The sequence below is a fragment of the Pseudoduganella chitinolytica genome (assembly GCF_029028125.1).
GTDB lineage: Bacteria > Pseudomonadota > Gammaproteobacteria > Burkholderiales > Burkholderiaceae_D > Rugamonas > Rugamonas chitinolytica.
Genome location: NZ_CP119083.1, coordinates 3,788,423 through 3,813,726 on the forward strand (window position 1 = coordinate 3,788,423; position 25,304 = coordinate 3,813,726).

The 25,304-nt window shown below is 67.3% G+C and carries 27 protein-coding genes; 10 read left to right on the forward strand and 17 right to left on the reverse strand.

Annotation, left to right across the window (positions count from 1 at the left end):
- Nucleotides 1-7 precede the first annotated feature (7 nt).
- From PX653_RS16715 to PX653_RS16730, 4 genes are read left to right on the forward strand one after another with little or no spacing between them, the layout of a single operon-like run.
- Nucleotides 8-793, forward strand: coding sequence for an SDR family oxidoreductase (locus PX653_RS16715; protein ID WP_277413893.1), 786 nt, complete (start codon nt 8-10; stop codon nt 791-793).
- Nucleotides 790-1,608 (forward strand): biotin--[acetyl-CoA-carboxylase] ligase, encoded by an 819-nt coding sequence (locus PX653_RS16720; protein WP_277413894.1) that lies wholly within the window; start codon nt 790-792, stop codon nt 1,606-1,608. The genes PX653_RS16715 and PX653_RS16720 overlap by 4 nt, the downstream gene beginning before the upstream one ends.
- Entirely contained in the window at nt 1,605-2,384 is a 780-nt protein-coding gene (locus PX653_RS16725; protein ID WP_277413895.1) for a type III pantothenate kinase, read from the forward strand. Before PX653_RS16720 ends, PX653_RS16725 begins: the two co-directional genes overlap by 4 nt.
- The gene (locus PX653_RS16730; protein WP_277413896.1) at nt 2,378-3,082 is read left to right on the forward strand and encodes an SPOR domain-containing protein; all 705 of its coding nucleotides are present in this window, start codon (nt 2,378-2,380) and stop codon (nt 3,080-3,082) included. Before PX653_RS16725 ends, PX653_RS16730 begins: the two co-directional genes overlap by 7 nt.
- 158 nt (nt 3,083-3,240) lie before the next feature.
- Here PX653_RS16730 and PX653_RS16735 read toward each other — a convergent pair whose 3' ends face one another.
- Genes PX653_RS16735 through PX653_RS16760 form a run of 6 tightly spaced genes read right to left on the reverse strand, consistent with a single transcriptional unit; the run spans nt 3,241 to nt 10,332 of the window.
- Nucleotides 3,241-4,278 carry a septal ring lytic transglycosylase RlpA family protein gene (locus tag PX653_RS16735; protein ID WP_277413897.1) on the reverse strand — a complete coding sequence of 346 codons (1,038 nt, stop codon included), beginning with the start codon at nt 4,276-4,278 and terminating at the stop codon, nt 3,241-3,243.
- Nucleotides 4,275-5,390, reverse strand: coding sequence for a rod shape-determining protein RodA (rodA, locus tag PX653_RS16740; RefSeq protein WP_277413898.1), 1,116 nt, complete (start codon nt 5,388-5,390; stop codon nt 4,275-4,277). The genes PX653_RS16735 and rodA overlap by 4 nt, the downstream gene beginning before the upstream one ends.
- A 12-nt stretch (nt 5,391-5,402) precedes the next feature.
- Nucleotides 5,403-7,655: a penicillin-binding protein 2 gene (gene mrdA / locus PX653_RS16745; RefSeq protein WP_277413899.1), complete on the reverse strand. Its 2,253-nt coding sequence runs from the start codon at nt 7,653-7,655 to the stop codon at nt 5,403-5,405.
- 11 nt (nt 7,656-7,666) lie between these two features.
- Nucleotides 7,667-8,179, reverse strand: a complete 513-nt coding sequence (mreD, locus tag PX653_RS16750; RefSeq protein WP_277413900.1) for a rod shape-determining protein MreD — start codon at nt 8,177-8,179, stop codon at nt 7,667-7,669.
- Nucleotides 8,176-9,243 (reverse strand): rod shape-determining protein MreC, encoded by a 1,068-nt coding sequence (gene mreC, locus PX653_RS16755; RefSeq protein ID WP_277413901.1) that lies wholly within the window; start codon nt 9,241-9,243, stop codon nt 8,176-8,178. Before mreC ends, mreD begins: the two co-directional genes overlap by 4 nt.
- Nucleotides 9,244-9,288: 45 nt before the next feature.
- A complete protein-coding gene (locus PX653_RS16760) occupies nt 9,289-10,332 on the reverse strand; it encodes a rod shape-determining protein (RefSeq protein ID WP_050409489.1) in 1,044 nt (347 codons plus the stop codon).
- Between the two features lie 264 nt (nt 10,333-10,596).
- On the opposite strand from PX653_RS16760, the gene gatC reads away from it, so the two are divergent.
- The 5 genes from gatC (at nt 10,597) to PX653_RS16785 (ending at nt 16,323) form a co-directional block, all read left to right on the forward strand.
- The gene (gene gatC / locus PX653_RS16765; protein WP_107140723.1) at nt 10,597-10,896 is read left to right on the forward strand and encodes an Asp-tRNA(Asn)/Glu-tRNA(Gln) amidotransferase subunit GatC; all 300 of its coding nucleotides are present in this window, start codon (nt 10,597-10,599) and stop codon (nt 10,894-10,896) included.
- 73 nt (nt 10,897-10,969) lie between these two features.
- Nucleotides 10,970-12,451, forward strand: a complete 1,482-nt coding sequence (gene gatA / locus PX653_RS16770) for an Asp-tRNA(Asn)/Glu-tRNA(Gln) amidotransferase subunit GatA (RefSeq protein WP_277413902.1) — start codon at nt 10,970-10,972, stop codon at nt 12,449-12,451.
- A 122-nt stretch (nt 12,452-12,573) separates the two neighbouring features.
- Nucleotides 12,574-14,034 carry an Asp-tRNA(Asn)/Glu-tRNA(Gln) amidotransferase subunit GatB gene (gene gatB / locus PX653_RS16775; protein WP_277413903.1) on the forward strand — a complete coding sequence of 487 codons (1,461 nt, stop codon included), beginning with the start codon at nt 12,574-12,576 and terminating at the stop codon, nt 14,032-14,034.
- Between the two features lie 223 nt (nt 14,035-14,257).
- Nucleotides 14,258-15,298, forward strand: coding sequence for a DUF1176 domain-containing protein (locus tag PX653_RS16780; RefSeq protein ID WP_277413904.1), 1,041 nt, complete (start codon nt 14,258-14,260; stop codon nt 15,296-15,298).
- A 2-nt stretch (nt 15,299-15,300) separates the two neighbouring features.
- Nucleotides 15,301-16,323: a DUF1176 domain-containing protein gene (locus PX653_RS16785; RefSeq protein WP_277413905.1), complete on the forward strand. Its 1,023-nt coding sequence runs from the start codon at nt 15,301-15,303 to the stop codon at nt 16,321-16,323.
- 12 nt (nt 16,324-16,335) lie between these two features.
- On the opposite strand, the gene PX653_RS16790 is transcribed toward PX653_RS16785, so the two are convergent.
- The 9 genes from PX653_RS16790 to pyrE all read right to left on the reverse strand — a co-directional run bounded on the left by PX653_RS16790 (nt 16,336) and on the right by pyrE (nt 22,502).
- Entirely contained in the window at nt 16,336-16,854 is a 519-nt protein-coding gene (locus PX653_RS16790; RefSeq protein WP_277413906.1) for a pyridoxamine 5'-phosphate oxidase family protein, read from the reverse strand.
- A gap of 118 nt (nt 16,855-16,972) precedes the next feature.
- Nucleotides 16,973-17,824 carry an alpha/beta fold hydrolase gene (locus PX653_RS16795; RefSeq protein WP_277413907.1) on the reverse strand — a complete coding sequence of 284 codons (852 nt, stop codon included), beginning with the start codon at nt 17,822-17,824 and terminating at the stop codon, nt 16,973-16,975.
- Nucleotides 17,825-17,830: 6 nt separating this feature from the next.
- On the reverse strand, nt 17,831-19,315 hold the full coding sequence (locus tag PX653_RS16800; protein ID WP_277413908.1) for a radical SAM protein: 1,485 nt from the start codon (nt 19,313-19,315) through the stop codon (nt 17,831-17,833).
- Nucleotides 19,312-20,145: a hypothetical protein gene (locus PX653_RS16805; protein ID WP_277413909.1), complete on the reverse strand. Its 834-nt coding sequence runs from the start codon at nt 20,143-20,145 to the stop codon at nt 19,312-19,314. Before PX653_RS16805 ends, PX653_RS16800 begins: the two co-directional genes overlap by 4 nt.
- Nucleotides 20,120-20,893, reverse strand: a complete 774-nt coding sequence (locus tag PX653_RS16810) for a prolipoprotein diacylglyceryl transferase (protein WP_277413910.1) — start codon at nt 20,891-20,893, stop codon at nt 20,120-20,122. The genes PX653_RS16805 and PX653_RS16810 overlap by 26 nt, the downstream gene beginning before the upstream one ends.
- Entirely contained in the window at nt 20,890-21,189 is a 300-nt protein-coding gene (locus PX653_RS16815) for a hypothetical protein (protein ID WP_277413911.1), read from the reverse strand. Before PX653_RS16815 ends, PX653_RS16810 begins: the two co-directional genes overlap by 4 nt.
- A complete protein-coding gene (locus tag PX653_RS16820) occupies nt 21,186-21,401 on the reverse strand; it encodes a hypothetical protein (protein WP_277413912.1) in 216 nt (71 codons plus the stop codon). Before PX653_RS16820 ends, PX653_RS16815 begins: the two co-directional genes overlap by 4 nt.
- A 2-nt stretch (nt 21,402-21,403) precedes the next feature.
- Nucleotides 21,404-21,769, reverse strand: coding sequence for a DUF4279 domain-containing protein (locus PX653_RS16825; protein ID WP_277413913.1), 366 nt, complete (start codon nt 21,767-21,769; stop codon nt 21,404-21,406).
- A 76-nt stretch (nt 21,770-21,845) separates the two neighbouring features.
- Complete coding sequence (gene pyrE, locus PX653_RS16830; protein ID WP_277413914.1) at nt 21,846-22,502, reverse strand: orotate phosphoribosyltransferase; 657 nt, start codon at nt 22,500-22,502, stop codon at nt 21,846-21,848.
- Between the two features lie 40 nt (nt 22,503-22,542).
- Between pyrE and PX653_RS16835 the strand changes: the two genes are divergently transcribed.
- The gene (locus tag PX653_RS16835) at nt 22,543-23,313 is read left to right on the forward strand and encodes an exodeoxyribonuclease III (protein WP_277413915.1); all 771 of its coding nucleotides are present in this window, start codon (nt 22,543-22,545) and stop codon (nt 23,311-23,313) included.
- A gap of 124 nt (nt 23,314-23,437) precedes the next feature.
- Here the strand turns inward: PX653_RS16835 and PX653_RS16840 are convergent, their stop codons facing one another.
- Nucleotides 23,438-24,340 carry a pseudouridine synthase gene (locus tag PX653_RS16840; protein WP_277413916.1) on the reverse strand — a complete coding sequence of 301 codons (903 nt, stop codon included), beginning with the start codon at nt 24,338-24,340 and terminating at the stop codon, nt 23,438-23,440.
- The gene (locus PX653_RS16845) at nt 24,340-25,251 is read right to left on the reverse strand and encodes a M48 family metallopeptidase (RefSeq protein ID WP_277413917.1); all 912 of its coding nucleotides are present in this window, start codon (nt 25,249-25,251) and stop codon (nt 24,340-24,342) included. The genes PX653_RS16840 and PX653_RS16845 overlap by 1 nt, the downstream gene beginning before the upstream one ends.
- Nucleotides 25,252-25,304 lie beyond the last annotated feature (53 nt).

Sequence of the window (25,304 nt, forward strand, 5' to 3'; positions counted from 1 at the left end):
GGCTGCCGTGAAGCGCGTTTTCATCACCGGCGCTTCCAGCGGCATCGGCGCCGCGCTGGCCGCCCACTATGCGGGCGCCGGCGCGGTTGTCGGCCTGCTGGCGCGCCGCCACGACGCGCTGCTGGCGCTGCTCGCCACCCTTCCCCATTCGCCCAATTCCCACCTGCACCGCACGTACGCCGTCGATGTGCGCGACCATGCCGCGCTGTACGCGGCCGCCACCGACTTCCTCGCCCACGCGGGCGGCATCGACATCGTCATCGCCAACGCCGGCATCTCGCACGGCACGCTGACCGAGCGACCGGAAGACCTGCCCGTATTTGCCGACATCGTCGCCACCAACGTCACCGCCACCGTGGCCACCTTCGCACCGTTCATCGCGGCGCTGCGCACCCAGCGTACTGCCGGCCGCTTGGTCGGCATCGGCAGCGTCGCGGGCATCCGCGGACTGCCCGGCGCGGGCGCCTACAGCGCTTCGAAGGCGGCGGTGATGACCTACTGCGAATCGCTGCGCGTCGAGCTGCGCCCGCAGGGCATCCACGTGGTGACGATCGCGCCGGGCTATATCGACACGCCGATGACCCGCCACAATCCGTACCGGATGCCGTTCCTGCTGGCGCCGGAGGTCTTCGCCGCACGCGCCGCACGGGCCATCGATGCAGGCGTCAGCTACCGCGTGATTCCATGGCAGATGGGCATCGTGGCCAAGCTGCTGCGCTTGCTGCCCGATGCGCTGTATGATCTGGCCTTTGCCCGGGCGCCGCGCAAGCCGCGCAAGTCTTCCCCGTCATGAACCATACCGACCACCTGCGGCTGGACGCCGCCGCCATCCATGCCGGCTGCGCCGCCAGCGCTTCCCACATCGCCATCGAAGTCGTGCTGGAAACGGGATCGACCAACGCCGACCTGCTCGCGCGCCTGCCATCGGCCAGCCATGACGGCGGCGGCCTGGCGGGCCCCGTGCTGCGCATCGCCGAACGCCAGACCGCCGGGCGCGGGCGGGCCGGCCGCAGCTGGCTGTCCGCGCCGGGATCGTCGCTGACGTTCTCGCTGGCGTGGCGCTTCCAGGGCCCGCTGCACCGGCTGGCCGGGCTGCCGCTGGCCGTCGGCGTGGCGCTGGCCGAAACGCTGGCGGGCCTGGACGTGCCCGTGCAGCTGAAGTGGCCGAACGACGTCATGAAGGACGGCGCCAAGCTGGCCGGCATCCTCGTCGAGACGCAGGCCGCGCCGGACGGCGCCATCTGGGCCGTCATCGGCTGCGGCATGAACCTGCTGCTGCCGGACGAACTGGAGGCGAGCGTGGGCCGCGCCGTCGCGTCCGCGCCCTGGCTGGCGCAGATGGACCGCAACGTGCTGGTGGCAACTTTGCTGAGCCGCCTGGCGGCCGTGCTGGCCGAGTTCGACGACACGGGCTTCGCGCCGTTCATGGACCGGTGGAATGCGCTGCAGGGCTGGCGCGGCGCGGCCGTCAACATCCTCGACCACGGCGCCGTCGTGCAGCACGGCCGCGCCGCCGGCGTGGACGAGGCGGGCCGGCTCGTTCTCGATACCCCGGGCGGCCGCGTCACCGTGCTGTCCGGCGACGTGTCGCTGAGGCTCGCATCGTGAGCGCCTGGCTGCTGGTCGACGCGGGCAACACGCGCATCAAATGGGCGTTGGTGGACAGTGCCGCCGATGGCTGGCTGGCCGAGGGCGCGGCGCTGCACGCGGATGCCGCCGACCTGGCCGCGCAGTGGGGCACCGCGTTCGGTGCGGCGCCACCGCTGCGCGTGCTGGCCGCGAACGTCGCCGGCACCGCCGTGCGCACGCGGCTGGAGCAGATGCTGGCGGCCGTCGCGCCTGGCGCGGCGGTCGAATGGTTCGCCTCGTCCGCGCAGCGGGCCGGCCTGGTCAACGGCTACCGCAATCCCGCGCAACTGGGGTGCGACCGGTTTGCCGCCGCCATCGGCGCGCGCGCGCTGGCGCCCGGCCGTGCGGTCGTCGTCGCCAACTGCGGCACGGCCACGACGATCGACGCGATCGACGCTGCCGGCCGCTTCGTCGGCGGCATGATCCTGCCGGGCCTCGGGCTGATGGCCAGTTCGCTGGCCCGCAACACGGCGCAGCTGCCGCAGATCCAGCCGGGCGCCCTGCTGCCCTCCCCGTTTGCCGACAACACCGACGACGCCATCCTGGCGGGCTGCCTGTCGGCGCAGGCGGGCGCCATCGAGCGCGCCTTTGCCCGGCATGGCGCCGTAGAATGCATCCTGTCGGGCGGTGCGGCACCGTACATCGCGCCGATGCTGGCGCAAGCGCCGCTGCTGGCCGGCGCGCTGCGCCATGTGGACAATATCGTCATGAAAGGCCTGCACGCGATCGTGCGGGCGGAGGGTGATCCGTGCTGAAGTTCTGTTTTGCCGTGTTGCTGGTCACGAATGCCGCGCTGTTCGCCTATGGCCAGGGCATCCTGGGCAGTTTCCAGGGCGAGGAACACGAGCCCGCGCGCCTGCAGAAGCAGTTGAACGCCAGGCAGCTGACGCTCATTTCGGCAGAGAAGGCCAATGCGGCCAACGGAGCCAACGCTGCGACAGCCCCCGCCGCGCCCGACGCGGCACCGGCGGCACGGGCAGAGGACAAGCCTGTCGTGGCCTGCCTGGAAGTGGGCAACTTCGTGCTGGCCGACGCGCGTCGTTTCGAGGCGCAACTGGCGCCGCTGGCGCTGGGCGACCGCCAGGCGCGCCGCAACGTGCCGGGCCAGGAGATCTCCAGCTACATGGTCATGATCCCGCCCGCGCCCACGCGCGACGTGGCGGAAAAGCGCGCGGCCGAGCTGCGTGCGAAAGGCGTGGCCGACTTCTACATCGTCCCCGATGGCCAGCAGAAGAACGGCATCTCGCTGGGCGTGTTCAAGGCCGAAACGGCCGCGCAGACGGCGCTCGCGAAGCTGGTCAAGCAAGGCGTGACGACGGCGCGCGTGGCGCCGCGCTATTCGGCCAGCAAGCAGATGGTCTTCCAGTTCCGCGACATCACGGCCGCCACCCGCGCAAGCCTGGAGCGGATTGCCGCGAAGTTCCCCGAGCAGCAGGTGCGGGGGTGCAGGTAGGATGGGGGTCTGTCCCCGCAGGGGACTGACCCCGAAGTTTGGCACTGCCGCACTCGCGCAAACAAAGCTGACTGCACGCCGCCGCTACACCTGCATCGGACATGAACTTCGGGGCCAGTCCCTTTTAGGGACAGACCCCAAGCCTGTTACCTGAACGCTCAATTGACCTGCCGCTGCACGATCAAGGGCTTCAAGCGCAGCGCCGGCGGCAGCCGGGCCGCAGCGTTGGCTGCTTCCTCGCGGCTGCCGAACGGCCCGCCGTACAGGCGGTACAGCGTGCCGGCCTGCACCACCTCGTAGTCGCTGCCGCGCGTGGCGCTGGCGAGCCGCTCGCGCATCGTGGCGGCGCTTTCCTCGCGCGAATAGGCGCCCAGCTGCAGGTAGAACCCGCCGGGGCCCGGCGCGGCGCGGTCCGGCGCAGCGTCGCGCGCCAGCAGGAAGTTCTCGATGTCGTCCGGGCCCGTCGTCGCGGACAGCACCGGCACCGTCCCCGGCGGCGCGACCGGCAGGCCTTCGATGGCCGCGATCAACGTGCCCGCCTTGCGCGCCGCCACCATGCGCTCGATCTCGTCCGGCATGATGCGCGTCACTTCCAGCTGGCTGCTGCCGTTGCCCAGCAGGCCCAGTTTCAGCGCGGCCGTGTAGGACACGTCGATGACGCGGCTGGAATGGAACGGGCCACGGTCGTTGACCCGCACGATCACCGTCTTGCCCGTGTTCAGGTTCGTCACCCGCGCATACGACGGGATCGGCAAGGTCGGATGGGCGGCCGACATCTTGTACATATCGTACAGTTCGCCGGACGACGTGCGCTGGCCATGGAACTTCTTGCCGTACCACGTGCCCATGCCGCGCTGCGTAAACGGCTGGTCGTTCGGGATCGGCGTATAGGTCTTGCCGAATACGACGTAGGGCCGGTTCGAACGGGGCAGCGGCGGATCGTTGCGTACTTCCGCATCCGGCGTCTGCATCAGGTTCGGCGGCGGATCGTCGCCGGGGCCGTCGTCCTTGTAGTAGCCGCCGCGGCCGGAACCGGCGGGGGGCAGGTCCGGCACCCCCGGCTCGCGCTTGTGCGGCTTGACCTTCGGTGCGCCCGGCAGCGAGGCGACGATGGGATTGCTGCCGCAGCCGGCCAGCGCCAGCAGGGCCGCCAGCAGGGTGCAGGCGCCGGCGCGATGGAACACGTGCGCCGTCATGTCTGTACCAGCTTGCGGTTGCGCTGGATGCTCATCAGGATGCCGGAGGCGACACCCAGGGTCAGTGCGGCCGTGCCGCCATAGCTCATGAACGGCAGCGGTACGCCCACGACGGGCAGGATACCGCTCACCATCCCCATGTTAACGAATGCATAGGTAAAGAAGATCATCGTGGTGGCGCCCGCCAGCAGGCGGGTAAAGAAATTGGGGGCATTGGCCGTGATCATCAGGCCGCGCCCGATCAGCAGCAGATACAGCAGCATCAGGAACAGGTTGCCGGCCAGCCCGAATTCCTCGGAGTAGACGGCGAAGATGAAGTCGGTGGTGCGCTCCGGGACGAACTCCAGGTGGGCCTGCGTGCCGCGCGTCCAGCCCTTGCCTGTGATGCCGCCCGAGCCGATCGCGATGATCGACTGCAGGATGTGGAAACCCTTGCCCAGCGGGTCCGTGGTAGGGTCGATCAACGTCATCACGCGTTCGCGCTGGTAGTCGTGCAGCATCGACCAGGCCACCGGCATGCTGGCAGCGCCCGCGACCGCCAGGCCCAGCATCGCCTTCCACGGCAGTCCGGCCAGGTAGATCACGGTGAATCCAGCGGCCACGACGAGCAGCGCCGTACCCAGGTCGGGCTGGCGCGCGACCAGGAACACGGGCAGCAACAGCAGCAGCGCGCCGATGGCATAGGTGTGCCAGCGCAAGTGGCCCTGCTGGTGCTGGAAGAACCATGCCAGCATCAGCGGCACGGCCAGCTTGGCGAACTCGGAAGGCTGGATGTCGATCACGCCGATGTGCAGCCAGCGCCGCGCGCCCAGCTTGATCGTGCCGACCAGCGCGACCGCCACCAGCAGCAGCACCGTCACCACGTACGCCGGCAGCGCGATCCGCATCATCTGCTGCGGCGACAGGTTCGCCACCACCCACATGACGAAAAACGACATGGCGATGTTGCGCAGGTGGTCCTCGATCTTGCCGGGAATGCCGATGCTGGCCGAGTACAGGGTGATCAGGCTGGTGGTCAGCAGCACGATCAGCACCGTCGTCAGGGCCGGGTCGAACACCGTCACGTACGGGCGCACGCGGCGCCACAGCGAGCGTCGTTCATTGATGCGCATGCTTACTCTCCCCTATTCCTTGTTCCGCGGCGGCAGCGGCGGCGACGCCTGCTGCACTGGCGCGCGCGCGGCCGGCCGCGCCGGCAGCACGGCCGACGGCGCCGGCTGCTGCGAGGGCGGCGTCACGGGCGCGTTCGGTTGCGATGGTTTCGGTGCCGCCTGGGGCTTGGGCCGCTGCGGGATCAGCCCCGGGCTCGCATTGGCAGCGGGCGCCGCCGGCTTGCGGGGGTTCGTCACGCCAGCCGGCACCGGGGCCGCGGTGGCAGCCACGCCGACGGCGCCGGCGCCTTGCTGCGCGGCGCGCTGCTCCAGCGCCGCCGCGGCCTCCTCCTCCGCCACCGGGCCTTCGACCGGCGCCAGCACCTCGGCATCCTCCTTCGGCACCGGCGTCGTTTCCTTTTCCGTCGGCCGTTTGCCCAGCAGCCAGTAGTCCAGCACCTTCCGGGCGATCGGCGCCGCGACGGCGGCGCCGAAGCCGGCGTTCTCCACCACCATCGCCAGCACGATCTTCGGCTTGTCGGCCGGCGCGAACGCCGTGAACAGCGAGTTGTCGCGCAGGCGTTCGGCCAGCGAGGCCGCATTGTACTTCTCGTTGGCCTTGATGCCGACCACCTGCGCGGTACCGGTCTTGCCGCCCACCGTATAGCCGACGTTCTTGAAGATGCCGTAGGCGGTGCCGCCCGGTTCGCTCGTCACCCCCACCATCGCGTCCTTGATGATGTCGATATTCTTCTGCTGCAGCGGGATGCGGTAGCTTTCCTTGGGCACCGTCAGCGTGCGTGCCCTGGTACCGCCGTCCTCGATGATCTTGACCAGGTGCGGCTTCATGACGATGCCGTTGTTGACCAGGTTGGCCACCGCGTGCGCGATCTGCAGCGGCGTGTACGAGTTGTAGCCGGAGCCGTTGCTGATGGAGATGGTGTCGCCCCCGACCCAGCGCCCGGCGGCGGGATTCTTCTTGTAGCGTGCCCGCTTCCATTCCTGCGACGGCAGCACGCCCGTCTTCTCGTTTTCCAGGTCGATACCCGTCTTCTGGCCGAAGCCGAACGGCTTCATGAAGTCGTGGATCGAATCGATCCCCATCTCCCTGCCCAGCTGGTAATAATAGGTATTGCAGGACACGACGATCGACTTGCGCAGGTCGACCGTGCCGTGGCCGCCCACCTTATCGTCGCGGAACTTGTGATTGCCGAGGTACATGTAGCCTGGATCGGCGATGGCCTGGCTGGGCGTGCGCTTGCCCAGCTCCAGCGCGGCCAGCGCCATGAACGGCTTGAAGGTGGAGCCGGGCGCATAGGTGCCGGACAGCGGCCGGTTCACCATCGGGCGGTCCAGCGACGTATTCAGTTCGTTCCAGCTCTGCGAGTCGATGCCGTCGACGAACAGGTTGGGGTCGTAGCCCGGGCGCGACACGTAGGCCAGCACGTCGCCCGTCTCCGGCTCGATCGCCACCAGCGCACCGCGCCATTCGCCGAACGCTTCCTCGGCGATCTTCTGCAGCTCGACGTCGATCGACAGGATCAGGTTGCTGCCCGGCGTCGGCGCCGTGCGCGACAGCGTGCGGATGGCGCGCCCGCCGGCCGACACTTCGACCTCCTCGTAGCCGGTGACGCCGTGCAGGCGCCGCTCGTAGCTCTTCTCCAGGCCTTCCTTGCCGATGTAGTCGGTGCCGTTGTAGTTGGCCGCATCCTCCGCGGTCTCCAGCACCTTGGCCTCGGCCTGGTTGATGCGACCGATATAGCCGATCACGTGCGAGGCGGTCTCGCCCAGCGGGTAATTGCGGAACAGGCGCGCCTGCACTTCCACGCCGGGGAAGCGGAAGCGGTTCGCCGTGAAGCGCGCCACTTCCTCGTCCGTCAGGCGGGTTCGCAGCGGCACGCTGGCGAAGTTCTTCGACTCCTCCAGGAGCTTCTTGAAACGGCGGCGGTCCTTCGGCGTCACCTCGACGAGCGCGGACAGCTGCCCGATCATCTCCTCGAGCGGAATGCGCAGCTTCGATGGCGTGATCTCCAGCGTGTAGGCCGAGTAGTTGCGTGCCAGGACGACGCCGTTGCGGTCCAGGATCAGCCCGCGGTTCGGCATGATCGGCACGATGGCGATGCGGTTGTCCTCGGCCTGCGCCGCGTAGTCGCTGTGCTTGATCACCTGCAGCCAGACGAAGCGGGCCAGCAGCGCGGAAAAGCACAGGAACACCAACGCGCCCAGCAACGACAACCGTACCTTGAACAGGTACAGTTCGCGTTCGTTGTTCTTCAACTCGGTCATTGCGACGCCGCTCAGATGGGACGGGTGTGGTCTTTATCCACCGAGCGTCGTTGCGGCGCCAGCAGCAGCATCGTGACGACAGGCCACAGGATGGCCGACACGAAGCTTTCGACGAAATAGAACCAGCCGGGGAACTTGCCCGTGACGACAAAGCGCACCAGCAGTTGCACGGCCTGCGCCAGGAGCAGCAGCGGCAGCACGTGCATCGCCTGCGTCATGATGGGGAACCACAGCACGCGGCGGTGCATCATGATGGCGAAGTACGACAGCAGCGTGTAGGCCAGCGCGTTTTCCCCCAGCAGCGTGGCGTCGTGCACGTCCATCAGGAGGCCCAGGCAGAACGCCGTGCCGATGCCCACCTTGCGTGGCTGGTGCACGCCCCAGAACACGAGGCCGAGCGCGACGAAATCGGGCGCGCCGATGAAGCGGCCCCACGGCAGCAGGTTGAGGAGGAATGCGATCAGCAGGCTGAACGCAATGAACAACGGGCTGACGGGCAGCAGGATATATTGGGGACGGTTCATCGTGTCTCCTGGACGGCTGGCATACGGGCGTCCGGCGCGGGCCGGGCCGCGGGCGGGACGGTGACAGCCGCTGCAGGCGCAGGCGCGGCGGGTGTGCCCGTGGCGGGCGCTCGTGCGGCCGGGGCGGCGGCCGGCGCGGCAGCCGCGTCCTTGGCGTCTTTCGCGTCCTTGCCTTCCTTTTTCTTCTTTGCCGGCTTGGCGACTTCCTCTTCGGCCGGTCGCGGCGGCATCTCCGGCAGCGACATCAGGATCAGCAGCTGCGTATTGCGCTGGATGCCGGCCAGGGGCTGGCAGACGATGCGGCCAAAGGCGCCGTTGGCGTTGTTCTCCACCTGCGTCACGCGCGCCACGGCAAGGCCCGCCGGGTAAATGCCGTCGAGGCCGGAGGTGACGAGGATGTCGCCGACGACGACGTCGGCATTCGGTTCCATGAAGCGCAGGTCCAGGTTGCCGGACTGGCCGCGGCCGTAGGCCACGCTGCGCAGGCCGTTGCGCAGTACCTGCACGGGAATGGCCTGCTCCTTGTCGGTCAGCAGCGTGACCTCGGATGTGAACGGGAACACCCGCGTGACCTGGCCGACCACGCCCTGGTTGTCGATCACGGGCAGGCCGGCCTTGACGCCCTGCTGGCTGCCGCGGTCGAGGATCACCTTGCGCGTGAAGACGTCACGGGCGTCGTACAGGATTTCGCCCAGCATCGTCTTGCCGGGCAGTTTCTCGCGCGCTTCCAGCAACTTCCTCAGCTGGTTGTTCTCGGCCTGGGTGCGCTGCGCCTGCTGCAGCGTCTGCGCCATGGCGATCTGCTGCTGCTTCAGGTCGCGCACCTGTTTTTCCAGGGCGGACAGCGAGGAGAAGTAATTGCCCATGCCGATCAGCGCGTCGCGCGGCAGCATGGCCACGACCTGCACCGGATACAGCACCGTCCCGGCCACCTGGCGCGCGACGGTCAGCGCATTGAAGCGGGCGTCGACCAGCAGCAGTGCAATCGAGATGCACGCGAAGACCATCATCTTGGCGCGCGCCGACGCGCCTTGCTTGAAGAGTGGCGGTGGACTGTATTCCATAGACCCTGAAACAAGGGCGGCTTGCGCCGCCCTGTTTGCTAATGCTTACTCGTAGGAGAAGATGGAACCCAGCTGGTCCATGCGCTCCAGCGCCATGCCCGAACCGCGCACGACGCACGTCAGCGGGTCTTCCGCCACCAGCACCGGCAGGCCAGTCTCCTCCATCAGCAGGCGATCCAGGTCGCGCAGCAGCGCGCCGCCACCCGTCAGCATCATGCCCTTCTCGGCGATGTCGGCGCCCAGTTCCGGCGGGGTCTGTTCCAGCGCGTTCTTGACGGCGGAGACGATATTGTTCAGCGGGTCGGTCAGCGCTTCCAGGATCTCGTTCGACGAGATCGTGAACGAACGGGGAATGCCTTCGGACAGGTTGCGGCCCTTGACTTCCATTTCCTTCACTTCGGAACCGGGGAACGCGGAGCCGATGGCCTTCTTGATCGCTTCGGCCGTCTGTTCGCCGATCAGCATGCCGTAGTTGCGGCGGATGTAGTTGACGATCGCTTCGTCGAACTTGTCGCCGCCCACCCGCACGGAACCCTTGTAGACCATGCCGCCCAGCGAAATGATGCCCACTTCGGTCGTGCCACCGCCGATGTCGACGACCATCGAGCCGGTGGCATCCGAGACCGGCAGGCCGGCACCGATCGCGGCGGCCATCGGTTCTTCGATCAGGTAGACCTGGGAGGCACCGGCGCCCAGCGCCGATTCGCGGATCGCGCGGCGCTCGACCTGGGTCGAACCGCACGGCACGCAGATGATGATGCGGGGGGAAGGACGGAAGAACTTGGAGTCGTGCACCATGCGGATGAACTGCTTGAGCATCTGCTCGGTGACGGTGAAGTCGGCGATCACGCCATCCTTCATCGGGCGGATCGCCTCGATGTTGCCGGGCACCTTGCCCAGCATCTGCTTGGCTTCCTTGCCGACTGCCTGGATGGTCTTCTTGCCGTTCGGGCCGCCTTCCTGGCGGATCGCGACGACGGAGGGTTCGTCAAGGACGATGCCGGAGCCGCGCACGTAAATGAGGGTGTTTGCCGTGCCGAGGTCGATGGCCAGATCCGACGAGATGTACCTGCGTAAAAAACCAAACATGAGTATCCTGTAGCGCTATGCCCGCGCGTGGGCAGTTGTTCAAAGTGTCCTGGGAGAGGCGGTGACGCAGCCCTTGGAGCGCCAGCAACGCATCAACCCGCCATTCTACCTTATAATTTAAAGGCTATTTGCCCTAAATCCACCCAAACGTGCGTGCATACAACCGTTGTTTTGCACGTTATTGGCAGGGTTTTAACAGCGAGATAGCCGATTTTATAAAAGCCATATCGATACAACAATCAAACGCGCACTGCGCTCCCAGCCATGTCCCTGACACTCTCCGACGTAAAACGCATTGCCCACCTCGCCCAGCTGGAAATGGACGAGCAGCACTCCGCCGCCATGCTGGACAAGCTGAATGGCATCTTCGCGCTGGCCGAACAGATGCAGGCCGTCGATACGGAAGGCGTCGCCCCCCTGTCGCACCCGCTGGCCGCCCACATGGACGTGGCGCTGCGGCTGCGCGAGGACGTGCCGACCGAGCCGAACCGCCGCGACGACTACCAGCAGGTGGCGCCGAAGACCGAAGACGGCCTGTACCTCGTGCCCAAGGTCATCGACTGACCGCCGCTCACGCCCGCCCGTCAACCCTAGCTTAGCGGGACGCCTGCCACAAGCACGGCTTCCCCACCACACCATGCACAACAAGACCATCAAAGAGCTGTCCACGCTGCTGCAGGCGAAGGAGATTTCCGCCACCGAACTGGCGACGCATTTCCTCGACCGCATCGAAGCTTCCGACCTGAACGCCTTCCTGCACGTCGACCGCGCCCTCACGCTGGCACAGGCGGCCGACGCCGATGCGCGCCTGGCCGCCGGCAATGCCCACCCGCTGACCGGCGTGCCGATCGCCCACAAGGATATCTTCGTCACGCGCAACTGGCGCTCCACCGCGGGCTCGAAGATGCTGGCCAACTACGTCAGCCCGTTCGACGCCACTGTCGTCGAAAAGTTGCATGCGGCCGGCATGGTGCACCTTGGCAAACTCAATTGCGACGAATTCGCGATGGGCTCGTCGAACGAGAATTCCGCGTTCGGCGCCGTCAGGAACCCCTGGGACAAGACGGCCGTGCCGGGCGGTTCCTCGGGCGGCTCCGCGGCTGCCGTGGCCGCGCGCCTGGCCCCGGCCGTGACGGGCACCGACACCGGCGGCTCGATCCGCCAGCCCGCCTCGTTCTGCGGCATCACCGGCATCAAGCCGACGTATGGCCGCGTGTCGCGCTTCGGCATGATCGCGTTCGCCTCCTCCCTGGACCAGGGCGGCCCGATGGCGCAGACCGCCGAGGACTGCGCCCTGCTGCTGTCCGCCATGGCAGGCTACGACGAACGCGACGCGACCAGCCTCGCGCCGGAACAGGGCGGCGTGCACGAGGACTTCAGCCGCAACCTGAACGAACCGTTGACGGGCCTGCGCATCGGCGTGCCCAAGGAATACTTCGGCGAAGGCCTGGCCAAGGACGTCGAGACGGCCGTGCGCGCGGCGCTCGACCAGTTCGTCAAGCTGGGCGCCACGCTGGTGGACATCTCGCTGCCGAACACCGCCCTGTCGATCCCGGCCTACTACATGATCGCGCCGGCCGAGGCATCGTCCAACCTGTCGCGCTTCGACGGCGTGCGCTACGGCTTCCGCGCCGAGGGCTACAAGGACCTGCAGGACATGTACAAGAAGACGCGCGGCCAGGGCTTCGGCCCCGAGGTGCAGCGCCGCATCATGGTCGGTACCTACGTGCTGTGCCACGGCTACTACGATGCCTACTACCTGAAGGCCCAGCGCATCCGCCGCAAGATCGCGCAGGACTTCGCCAACGTGCTGTCCGGGCCGGACGCGGTATGCGACGTCATCATGGGCCCGGTCGCGCCGACGGTGGCATGGGACCTGGGCTCGAAGGCCGACGATCCCGTCGCCAACTACCTGGCCGACATCTTCACGCTCTCCACCAGCCTGGCCGGCCTGCCCGGCATGTCGATCCCGTGCGGCTTCGGACAGGGCGAGAAGAACGGCAAGCGTCCCGTGGGCCTGCAGATCATCGGCAATTACTTCGGCGAAGCGAAGCTCCTGAACGTGGCGCACCAGTTCCAGCAAGCGACCGCATGGCACCAGCAGGCTCCCGCCACCTGACACCCCGCGTATCCGACACCGTTTTTCGCAGGAAAATGGCTGTCTGACACCGGCACTATACCGACACGCTGGAAAACGGTGACTGTCACCGTTTTTCCAGCGGAAGAAAGAGGAAGAATATTATGGAATGGGAAGTCGTCATCGGTCTCGAGAACCACGTGCAGCTCACGACCGACTCCAAGATTTTCAGCGGCTCGCCGACCGCGTTCGGCGCCGAGCCGAACACGCAGGCCAGCCCCGTCGACCTGGCCCTGCCGGGCGTGCTGCCCGTGATGAACAAGCAAGCCGTCGACCGCGCGATCCGCTTCGGCCTGGCCGTGGGCGCGAAGATCGCGCCGCGCTCGATCTTCGCGCGCAAGAACTATTTTTACCCCGACCTGCCGAAGGGCTACCAGATCAGCCAGATGGACGACCCGGTCGTGCAGGGCGGCTCGCTGACGTTCGGCTACGAGAAGGACGGCAAGTTCGTCACGAAGGCCGTCAACCTGACGCGCGCGCACCTGGAAGAGGACGCGGGTAAGTCGCTGCACGAGGACTACCACGGCATGTCCGGCATCGACCTCAATCGGGCCGGCACGCCGTTGCTGGAGATCGTCTCCGAACCGGAAATCCGCAGCGCGCAGGAAGCCGTGGCGTACGCCAAAGCTCTCCACGGCCTCGTCATGTGGCTGGGCGTCTGCGACGGCAACATGCAGGAAGGCTCGTTCCGTTGCGACGTCAACGTCTCCGTGCGGCCGAAGGGCCAGAAGGAATTCGGCACCCGCTGCGAGATCAAGAACCTGAACTCGTTCCGCTTCATCGAGGAAGCCGTCAACGTCGAAGTGCGCCGCCAGATCGAACTGATCGAGGATGGCGGCAAGGTCGTGCAGGCCACCCGCCTGTACGACCCGGATCGCAAGGAAACGCGCGAAATGCGCAGCAAGGAAGACGCCCAGGACTACCGCTACTTCCCCGACCCCGACCTGCCGCCGCTGGCGATCTCGCCGGAGTGGATCGAGCGCGTCAAGGCGGCCATGCCGGAACTGCCGGCCGTCATGCGCGAGCGCTTCGTGGGCGAGTACAAGCTGCCCGAATACGACTCGCTGGTGCTGACGTCGTCCAAGGCGATGGCCAGCTACTTCGAAGCGGTCGTCGCGGCCGCGGGCCAGGAACACGCCAAGGCGGCCGCCAACTGGCTGATGGGCGACGTGTCGTCCACGCTGAACCGCAACGACGTCGACATCGCCGACGCGCCCGTCACGCCGGCGCAACTGGGCGCCATGCTCAAGCGCATCGCCGACGGCACCATCTCCAACGCGGCGGCCAAGAAGGTCTTTGCCGCGCTGTGGGAAGCCGGTTCGGACGACGCCGGCGCGGTCGATGCGATCATCGCCGAGAAGGGCTTGAAGCAGATCTCCGACACGGGCGCGCTGGAAGCGATCGTCAACGACGTCATCGCCAACAACGCCAAGTCGGTCGAGCAGTACCGCGCCGGCAAGGAAGCGGCCATCAACGCGCTGATCGGCCAGGCCATGAAGGCCTCGAAGGGCCAGGCCAATCCGGCCCAGCTGACGGAGCTGCTGAAGGCCAAGCTGGCGGGCTGAGCGCGCCAGGCATCATGAAAAGGACGCGCAGGCGTCCTTTTTTTTTGGCTTTTCTTGTCACAAAAGTGTCATTCGTGACTTTTGGGGAGATTCCGGAACCGGTTTGGTGAGTAAGATGCGGTCCCCGGCGTCTGGCTTGCCGCTTTTGCAACCACGGCACACGCCCGCAGCACTGGTTGAGACATTGATGACATTGACGAACGTATTCTTACGCGGAGGGCGAATGCGCAAGACCCTGATCCCGCTGGCCGCGGCCTGCCTCGCCGGCCCCGCCCAAGCCGCCGAGCCGCCCGACATCGGCTTCAACCACAAGGACTGGGAACTGTCGTGCGATAACACGCGTACGTGCCGCGCCGCCGGCTACCACGTCGAGGACAAGGAGGACGCCGCCGTCTCCGTCCTGCTGACGCGCAAGGCCGGGCCGGGCGAGCCCGTCACGGCGCAGGTACAGCTGGGTTCCTACACCGAGGATGTCGGCGCCAATGCCGCCAAGGCCGGCGTCACGACGATGAAGATCGATGCACGGGCGCTGGGCACCGTGCGCATCGATCCGCGCACCATGACGGCCACGCTGTCGCCGCAGCAGACCGAGGCGCTGATCGAGGCGCTGACGAAAACGGGCACGCCGCGCTGGAGCAACCGGGGCGGCAGCTGGACCTTGTCCGGCGCCGGCGCCACGGCGGTGCTGCTGAAGATGGACGAGTTCCAGGGCCGCGTCGGCACGCCGGGTGCCCTGGTGCGCAAGGGCACCAAGCCGGAAGACAGCGTGCTGCCCGCCCTGCCCCCGACCGTCATCGTCGCCGCGCCCGTACAGAAGGGCAAGGCCGGCCTGCCGCGCGATGCCGTCAAGCCGCTGCTGGCCGAGCTGCGCAAGGGCTTCGAGGACGGCGAGTGCGAGGGTCTCGCCACCCATGGCAAGGCGGAGCTGGAGGTCGAGAAGCTGGCCCCCGGCAAGCTGCTCGTCTCCACGCAGTGCTGGACGGGCGCCTACAACGCGGGCTTCGCCTACTGGGTCATCAACACGCAGCCGCCGTACGCGCCCGAACTGGTGACGGACCAGGCGTCCGGCTACGCCAACGGCACCATCACGGCGGCGCAGAAGGGCCGTGGCCTGGGCGACTGCGGCAGCCGCGAGCAATGGACGTGGGACGGCAGCCGGTTCGTCCAGACACTGGCCGAAACCTCGGGCATGTGCCGGCTCGTCGCGCCGGGCGGGCCGTGGAACCTGCCCACGCTGGTCACCGTCGTGCGCAAGGCGAAATGACCATGCAGCGGCATCGGCTCGTCACCGCGCCAGTGACGCTCGTGGCATGGGGAATCGCAAGCCTGGCCGCCGCGGCGCCCTACCGTCTCAACTTCGAATACCGCGACTGGCAACTGATGTGCGACAACACGCGCACCTGCCGCGCGCTCGGCTACAACGCCCCCGACGGTATCAGCGCGCCCGTCGCCCTGTTCCTGAGCCGCAAGGCGGGCCCCGGCGAGGCCGTGCAGGCGCAGCTGTTCATCAACGAGGCGGAAACGGCCGTGCCGGGGCCGGGGCGGCTGGCCATCGGCGGCCGCGACGCCGGTACCGTCACGCTGGCGGGCGATCCCGCCAGCGCGGCCCTGTCGCGCGCGCAGGCCGATGCGCTGCTGCAGGCGCTGCCCGGCAAGGATGGCAAGGTGACGCTCACCCAAGGCAACCGCACGTGGACCGTGTCGGATGCCGGCGCCGCGGCCATGCTGCTGAAGATGGACGAGGTACAGGGGCGCCTCGGCACACCGGGCGCGGCCAGCCGTAAGGGCGACCGGCCGGAAGCGACCGTGCCGCCGGCCCCTGCCGCGCCGCTCGTGCTGGCGCAACCCCTGCCCCTGCTGCACTTCCCTCCCGCGCCCCAGCTTTTCGCGCTGGCCGCGGCGCTGCGCCGGGACCCGTTTGCCGCGGGCTGCGAGGGACTGGCGCCAGGCACCCGTCCGCAACTGCAGGTGGGTCCACTCGGCCATGGCAAGCTGCTGGCCGAGGCCGTGTGCCACAGCGGGTCGCGCGAGACCATCAGGGCCTACTGGATCGTCAACGCCGCACCGCCTTACGCACCGCGGCTGGTGGCCGACGACGTAACCCAACTGCACGGCGAGAAGCTGCGCAGCATCGCGGCATCGCCGGAGTGCGGCAGCGGTACCGAGCGGGTATGGGACGGCCGCGACTTCGTCGTTACGTACAGCTGGATCACGGGCCAGTGCGGCCGGCTGTTCCCATTCTGGTTGTGGCAACTGCCGACGTTCCAGGCCACGGTGCGCCGGCCGTAGTGCCGCCACCGATCAGGGCTGGATGGTGCCCTCGATGGAATCGTCCAGGGTCACGCCGATCGCCGCGCCGACCATGATCTTCATGCCCGAGACCAGGTTGCCGTGCTTGGTGTCCCAGTAGTAGCCCGCGGTCGGCGCCACTTTGATGACGTCGATGCGGGGGTCGTTCTCCCCTTCCGTGAACCAGGTCTTCAGTTCCGGGCTCCACAGCTCGTGGATCTTGGACGGGTCGCGCGACAGCGAGGCCAGGCCGTCCAGGTACAGGAAATGCGAGTGAGGCGAGCCCTGGAAGTACAAGCGCACGGTCGGGTTGGCGGCGATGTCTTCGTCCTTGTGGCTGTCGTTCGCGCTGAGGAACCACAGGTTGCCGCCGTCGTCGACCTTCTGCACCGACATCGGGCGCACGCCGTGGGCGGTCACGAAAAAGCAGCTCTTGGCGGCGTCGACGATGTCCTTGATCTGGCGGATGGCCTTCGCGCCGGACAGGTCGCGGTGGTTGTCTTCGGGCTGGTTGCGATTGATCGAATCCATGCTGAGCTCCTTCGTTGGCGGTCAATGGGATGCGCCGATGGTAGCGAAGAAGGGACGCACGCAATGTGCTCTGGCTAACCCACGGTTACCACGTGCGGGTCAGCAGCTGGTCAGTGGGTCATTGGCTGCCCAGCCGCGCCTCCAGCCAGGCCACGATGTCGGTAAAGATGGCGTTCCGGTTGGTCTCGTTGAAGTTCTCGTGATAGTTGGCCGGCTCCACGCGGCAGGTCAGCAGGTGCGCCGGCACATCGCCCAGCAGGCGCTGGCTGGCGGCGGTATCGGCCAGCCGGTCGTCGCCCGCCAGCACCACGTACAGCGGATGGGCCCAGCCGGCCAGCGTCAGGCCCCGCTGTGCGCGCTGCAGCGCCTGGCCGAACCGCACCGAGATCTCGCTGGCGCGCACGCCGCTGGCCTCGTCGCGATGGTGGCGCGCCGTGATGGCGGCATCGTGCGTCAGCACGTCGGTCAGCGACGCCAGCGGCACCTTCATCGTCGGTGCCAGCCGTTCCAGCATGGCGCCGGCGGCACGCAGCGGCGCCGCCACGCGGATCGCGTTGACGTAGTACGGCGACGACAGCACGAACCCGGTCACGGCGCCGGGCGGCAGTTGCAGACCCAGCTTCGTCGCGATCAGGCCGCCCATCGAATGGCCGGCGACGAATACCGGCACGCCGGGCCAGGCGCTGCGGACCCAGTCCAGGAACAGCGCCGACTCCTCCAGGAAGATGTCGAAGTCGGGAATGTCGGCACGCACGCCCTGGCCATGGCCGCACAGGTCGTAGGCGGCCGTGGCGAAGCCGTGCGCGCGCCAGTGCAGCGCAGCAGTGACCCAGTCGCCCGCGTGGGCCATGCCGCCGTGCAGCGCCAGCAGCACGGCACGGGGCGGCTGCGCCGGCTCCCAGATGTGGATCGTGCGCATGGCGCCGGCGCGGCCGGCAAACGAGTCGATACGGTCTTCGGAAAATTGCATGGGGCTTCAGTCCTGCGGCAGCGCGTGGATGGGAATGGTCGCCGGCTTGCCGGTCACGCCATGGCGCTGCGCGAACTGCGCCGCGATGCTGGTGCGGATCGTGTCCAGCCTGCGGCTGTCGCGGTACAGCAGGTTGTAGCTCTCGAACGGCACCATCTTGCCATCCGGCTGGGCGAAGTGGATGCACGACTTCTTCAGCGCCCGCACGTCCAGCGAGTAAGCGTCCATGAACTGCACGATCAGCACGCGGAACACGTTATCGTAGCGCAGCGTGTCGGGCGCGCTGACGAGCGGCAGGCAGCACATCAGTTCGGACAGGCAGTTGGCCTGCGACTCCGGCGAGTGATTGGTGGAGAACAGCTTGAACACCTGGTCCTTGACGGCGCCCCGCAGCGCGTCGTCGCGTTCGAACACGATCGTGTTGCCGCTGCCTTCGACCAGCGTCTGCGGGTCGAGCCAGCGCGTCAGCGGCACGGTGCGCTCGGGGGTCTTGATGGCGTAGGCCATCGCCAGCGTATCCGGATTGCAGGGCACCGGCACGACGTCCTGCAAAGTGAACAGGTCGCTCTGCTCGGCGATCTTGCGGCGGATTTCCGACACCGTCAGCCGGTGCAGGCGCGGATCGTAGTCCTGCACCCGGCCGGCATCCTGGATCGGCTGCAGCGTCACGCCACGCACGCACGGCTGCTGCAGCGCGAAGTCGATGATCGTACCGATCTCGTCGTCGTTCAGGCCTTTTTTCAGCGTGACCACCAGCGTCGTCGACAGGCCGGCTTCGTTCAGGTTGTCCAGCGCCTGCCGGCGGATGCGCGACAGGTCGGCCCCGCGCAGTTCGCGGTGCACCTCGGCCCGCAGCGAATCGAACTGCAGGTAGACCTCGATCCCCGGCGCGTAGCCGGCCAGGCGCTGGACGAAGGCCTTGTCCTGCGCCAGCACGATGCCGTTGGTATTGACCATCACGTGCTTGATGGGACGGGCCTTGGCCGCGTCGAGGATCTCCCAGAACTGCGGATGCAGCGTGGGCTCGCCGCCGGACAGCTGCATCACGTCCGCTTCCCCCTCGTTGGCGACGACCGCATCGAGCATGCGCAGCACCTCCTCGAACGGCTTGTGGCGCTCGCGGTGCGTGCCGCTCTCCGCATAGCACACGGGGCAGTTCAGGTTGCAGTTGTCGGTGATCTCGACCACCGACAGGCACGAGTGCTGCATGTGATCGGGACACAGGCCGCAGTCGTAGGGACAGCCGTATTCCATCTTCGTGTTGAACAGCTGCGGCATCTCGGGATGCTTGACGAAGACTTCGCGGCACAGGCGGTAGTATTCGACGTCGTCGCTGACCAGCACGCGCTCGGTGCCGTGGGCGCCGCACCACTTGTCCATGTAGACCTTGTCGTCCTTGAACAGGATCTTCGCTTCGACGGGGTGCAGGCAGGTGGAGCAGACGGAGGTCGTGGTGTCGTAGAACAGGTAGGGGCGGGTTTTGCGGCTCATTCTTTGTTGGTGCGCGGCGGCGCCGGATAGTGTTGTTCGGATGCGGCGACGAGGCGGCGCAGTTCGGCGGCGCCCTGTTCGGCCGCGGCGAAGTCCGACGGCGCGAGTCCCTTGCGGACGTCGGCCACGAGGTTGTCGTCGTTGGCCAGCAGCGCCAGTGCCAGCGCGCGCTGGCGCTGCTCCGGGGTGCCATGGCCATACCGGGCGTTGAAGACTTCGGCATCATTCGGCGCCCTGCAGTGCACGAAAGGACGCGCGCGCCACAGTCTTGCCTGCCCGGCGTCCTTGATGCGCTCGAAATGCTCGACCAATCTGGCGGCGGGATCCACGTTGAACTGGGGCTCATCGGTCCCCTGCGAGCCGAACGTGCAACCCCGGGTCGTCGCCTGCTTCAAGAGCTCCACCCCGCGAGCGATGCGTGCCCCGCCCGGCAACTGGTGATAGACGAAGTACCGTCCCTGCCAGCGGCCGGACAACAGCAACTCGCCCAGCACGGCCTGGGCCGGACCGTAGCCCTTGCCGGCGGCTTGCTCCAAGAGGGCCAGCGGGCGCTCCCAGTCGGGACCGGAAAACCGCTTGTTGTCCATCAGGTCCATTGCCACGTTCGTCATCGCCTGTGGATCGCCGGCCGCAACCCTGCCGGCGGCGGCAGCCACGCGCGCGTCGCGCTCCTGCTGCAGCCTGCGGTCGGTCGCGCGTTCGCGGTTGGCCCGCTGCACGCTGTCGATGGCATGCATCGTCAGGCACCCGGTGCCGCCAATCAGCATCAGGCTGACCAGCAGCACTACGGCACGCGTGTTGCGTCTAGCGGGAATACTGTTCGGCGCCATCGCGGCGGCCCTCCATCAGTTGTCTCGCCAGTCCGGGCAGGTATAGCGCCAGCGCCACGATGCACACGAGCTGGATGCCGGACAGTCCGAACCCATAGTCGTACGGGACCGGCTTGATGCCGTCGACGCACAGCCGCCAGAACAGGTAGCCCGACAGGTAGAGCTTGAACGCCAGGCCGCTGTGGCGCGCCAGCGGCCGGCGCCAGTGCCACAGCGCGGCGCCCAGCGCCAGCACCACCAGCATGTCGTACAGCTGCGTGGGATGGCGCGGCACGCCGTCGCCGAAGTCCAGTCCCCACGGCAGGGCGGTAGGATTGCCGTAGGTGCCGTCATGCAGGCCGGCCAGGAAGCAGCCGATGCGCCCGACGACGGTGCCGGCCACGAGCGGCAGCACGAACTGGTCGCCCGTCGAGCGCGTGATACCCGTCAGTTTTTTCGCCACCTCCACGCCGATCAGGCCACCCAGCAGCCCACCGACGATGGACTGGCCCGAGGCCAGCAGGCGCCAGTCGACGGCAGCGCTGGCCCACAGCTGCGGCATCTCGATCCAGAACACGGCCTTGTTGCCGATGGCGGCGCCCAGGATGCAGCCGATGACGACACCGAACGAGCCCCGCTCCAGCATGGCCGGCTGGCCGGCCTGGCGGCGCTGCCAGCGGTACAGCTGCACCCCGACCGCGATGCCCAGCCATTCGAACAGCAGGTGGGCGAACTGCGCGGCGGCGGGCGCCAGGACCGGTCCCGTCATTGCTCCGGTCCCGCTGGCGGCACTGCCGATGGCGCAGGCTTCTTCCTGCTCCACATGAGCCACAGGATGAACGCGATCACGGCAATGCCCAGCAGCGTGAAGAAGATCAAACCCACGCCCTCGCTCGAGCTGCCGCCGCCCCGGTTCAAGTCCATCACGCCGATGCAGATGCCGCAGACGCCGCCGCCGACCATCACGCAAAACAGCAATACCGTCAGCGCGGCCTTGGCGATCAGCACGATGGCGTTCGCCGCCCCGCTGCCCTGTTCGTTCTTGTGCTTGTCCTGCATGGTCACCTTCTTTCCTTGCGCCGCCACAGCCGCGCGATCCACCAGCCCATCAGCCATGCCAGGCCGGCGCCGACGGCGACGCAGCCCAGCGCGAGCCAGCCGCTGGAGCCGTCCAGCGCGAACAGGCCGGCATACAGCGAATAGAAACCCACCACCAGGATCAGGAACAGCAGCAGCGCCGTCAGCAGCAGGCGGCCCAGCACACTTGCTGCCGTCATCGTCACCGGCTGATGCTGAGCGTGATGCCCATATTGACCAGGAGGTTCAGGTCGGCGATGGAGAAGTCCAGCGTTTCGCCCGGCTGTGCCGTGACGATGGCGATGCGCAGTTCGGCGGCGATCGGCGGCACGTCGAACGTGATGCCGCGCGCCTCGCACTCGTGCAGCCAGGCGCGCAGGTGGCGCAGCAGCGCGTCCGGATTCTCGTCCTGGCCCAGGTCGACGTAGAAGCCGGAGTCGATGCGCACGCGTCCGTCGGGGCGCACGTCGCCCTTGCGCCAGGTGCCTTGCGGCTCGGTGGGCAGGCCGTCGCGCACGTCGTCCAGCGTGTGTTCGTCTCCGTAGACCTTCAGGGATGCGATATTCATGACAGCTCCATGATGACTTTAAGTGTTGGTCATATTAGTTGCTGTCATTTAATCACATTCCGGCCCCGTTGGGCGATCAGGCGACGCCGTAACGGTCGCGGTAGGCCGCCACGGCGTCCTTGTACTGCGCCAGCGCCGGATCGGCGGCCAGGTAGCCGAACAGGTCGGCCAGGCTGCCGATCGAAATGACGGGAATGCCGTAGTTCTGGCTGACTTCCTGCACGGCCGACAGCGCCGACAGCTGGCCGTCCTTGCCGCCCCGTTCCATGCGGTCCAGCGCGATCAGCACGGCGCACGGCTCGGCGCCGGCGGCGCGGATCATCTCGACCGATTCGCGTACCGACGTGCCGGCGGAGATGACGTCGTCGATGATCACGACCTTGCCCTGCAGCTTGGCACCCACCAGGGTGCCGCCTTCGCCGTGGTCCTTGGCTTCCTTGCGGTTATACGCGAACGACGTGTTGCGGCCCTTGCCGGCCAGCGCCATCGACGTGGCCGAGGCCAAGGTGATGCCCTTGTAGGCGGGGCCGAACAGCATGTCGAACGCCACGCCCGAGTCGAGCAGCGTCTGCGCGTAGAAGTCGGCCAGCCGGGCCAGCGTGGCGCCGTCGTGGAACAGGCCCGCATTGAAGAAATAAGGCGACTGGCGGCCGGCCTTGGTGGTGAACTCGCCGAATTTCAGCACTCCCGCCTCGACGGAAAACGCGATAAACTCCTGCCTCAAACTTTTCATATTGCTGGTCCTCGTTCATAAAGTGCCAGTATTTTAATCTATGCCAAAAATCATCTCCGCCAACCTGAATGGCATCCGCTCCGCCGCCAAGAAAGGTTTCTTCAACTGGATGGCCACGCAGTCGGCGGATTTCATCTGCGTGCAGGAGCTGAAGGCGCAGGCGGCCGACATGACGGCGGAGTTCCTCAATCCGCACGGCTACCACGGCCACTTCCACTATGCCGAGAAGAAGGGCTATTCCGGCACGGGCATCTACAGCCGGATCGCGCCCGACGCCGTGAAGATCGGCTTCGGCAGCCCCGAGTTCGACGCCGAGGGCCGCTACGTGCGCGCCGACTTCGGCGACCTGACGATCATTTCCGTCTACTGCCCCTCCGGCTCCTCGTCGCCGGAGCGCCAGGAAGCGAAGTTCCGCTTCATGGACCTGTTCCTGCCGCACCTGGCCGAGCTGCGCGCGGAAGGCCGCGAGGTCGTCATCTGCGGCGACTGGAACATCGCGCACAAGGAAATCGACCTGAAGAACTGGAAGGGCAACGTCAAGAATTCCGGCTTCCTGCCCGAGGAGCGGGCCTGGCTGACGCGCGTGTTCGACGAATGCGGCTACGTGGACGTGCACCGTGGCCTCGACCCGCGCCCCGAGCAGTACACATGGTGGAGCAACCGCGGCCAGGCCTATGCGAAGAACGTGGGCTGGCGCATCGACTACCACGTCGCCACGCCCGGCATCGCCGGCTGCGCCCAGACGGTATCGGTGTACAAGGACGAGAAGTTTTCGGATCATGCGCCGTTGATCATCGATTACGCGCGCTAGGGTCTGGCCCCCCTGAGATGTTGGGGCCTGTCCCTTTGGGACTGACCCCGAAGTTTGCCGCCGGGGTTAGCGACATGCAGGGGAAACTTCGGAGTCTGTCCCCTGCGGGGACAGAACCCAGCTTCTAGAGCTGGCGGCGGCTCTCGAAGTAACGCCACTCCCCCGTCAACGGATCGGGAAAGCCGATCGCCCGCGCCAGCAGCTTCAACGGCTGCGACACGTCGTCCTGCTTGCACGGCAGCGCCACCGGGTAGAACGCGTCGTTGACGATGGGGATGCCCAGCGCCGCCAGGTGCACCCGCAGCTGGTGCTGGCGGCCCGTGTGCGGCCACAGGCGGTACAGCACATGCTCACCGCGCGCCTCGATCACGTCGATCATCGTCTCCGAATTCGGTTCGCCCGGCACTTCCTTCATCGTGAAGAACTTGTCCCCTTCGACCATGCGGCTCGCGTAGCTGAACGGGAACGCCCGCCCCGGCAGCGGGCCGGCCAGCGCCTCGTATTCCTTCTGCACGAGGCGCTTCTGGAACAGCGACTGGTAGGCGCCGCGGCTGGCGGCATTACAGGAAAACACGACGACGCCGGCCGTCTCGCGGTCCAGCCGGTGGATCGGCACCAGGTCCTCGATGCCGAGGCGGCGCCGCAGCCGCACCAGCAGCGTCTCCTTGACGAAGCGCCCGGTCGGGATGGTGGGCAGGAAATGCGGCTTGTCCGCCACGACGATGTGCTCGTCCTGGTACAGCACCTCTTCCTCGAACGGGATCGGCGTCTCGTGCTCCAGCTCGCGGTAGTAGAAGATGCGCAGGTTGCGCTTGTAGGGCGACTCGGGCCGCAGCGGCGTGCCTTTCGCATCGACGACGTCGCCGCGCGCCATGCGGTCGCGCCACTGCGCTTCCGTCACGGCCGGATAGTTCGCCACCATGAAGGTGATCAGGTCGGGCCAGTCGCCCTCGGGCAGCCACAGATAGCTGGGCGTGACGCCGTCGCGCATCGGCAACGGCGCCTTCTCCCACTTCGGACCCGCCATTACGACTTCGGCAGCGGCGTCGTGCGGTAGGCCGGCAATGCGGCGACGGTGGTGCCGCGCGTGCGCGCATATACCGGCAGCACCAGCGGCATGCTCTTGTTCATTTCGGCGATGCGGGTGTCGCCGCTCGGATGCGTCGACAGGAACTCGATCGGTGCGCGTGCGTTGACGGCCCCCATCTTCTGCCACAGGGCGATGCCGGCACGGGGATCGAAGCCGGCGCGGGCCGCCAGGTCGATGCCGACCAGGTCCGCTTCCGTTTCCTCGCCGCGCGAGAACTTCAGCACGGCCGCCTGCGCCGCCATGCGGCCGCCGAAATCGGTCAGGCGCGGATCGATGCCGAACAATGCGGAAGCGGCCACGCCACCCAGCTTGCCGGCGATGGCGGCGACCTGCGATTCGCCCTGGCGCTTGCGGGCATGCTCGCGCAGCGCGTGGGCGATCTCGTGGCCCATCACCATCGCGGCCTCGTCGTCCGTCATGTTCAGCTTTGTCAGGATGCCGGAGTAGAAGGCGATGCGGCCGCCCGGCATGCAGAATGCGTTGACCTGGTCGGAATTGAGCAGGTTGACTTCCCACTTCCAGTTGGCCGCCTCCGGATTCCAGCGTCCCACGTGCGGGATGATGCGCTTGGCGATGGCGCGCAGGCGCCGCACCTGCGCGTGGTCATCGGGGAACAGCGCGTTCTTCTGGTTCGCATCCTGCAACAGCTGGTCGTACTGCAGTTTCGACTGCTGGTTGACCGCCTCCTCATCGCTGAAGAAGCGCAGGCGCGACAGGCGCGTGACGGGAATGCCGTCGGCCGCGGGCGCGGTCGACGGCGCAGGCTGCTGGGCCGGCGCCAGCTGCATGGTGGTCACCAGGAAGAGGAAGGCAACCGCGTGCCGTGTTTTCGTGTTCAAGTAGTTCATCGTAGTCGTCCATGCGGGTTGGTATGATGGCAATGGCCCCGCAGGCGACACGA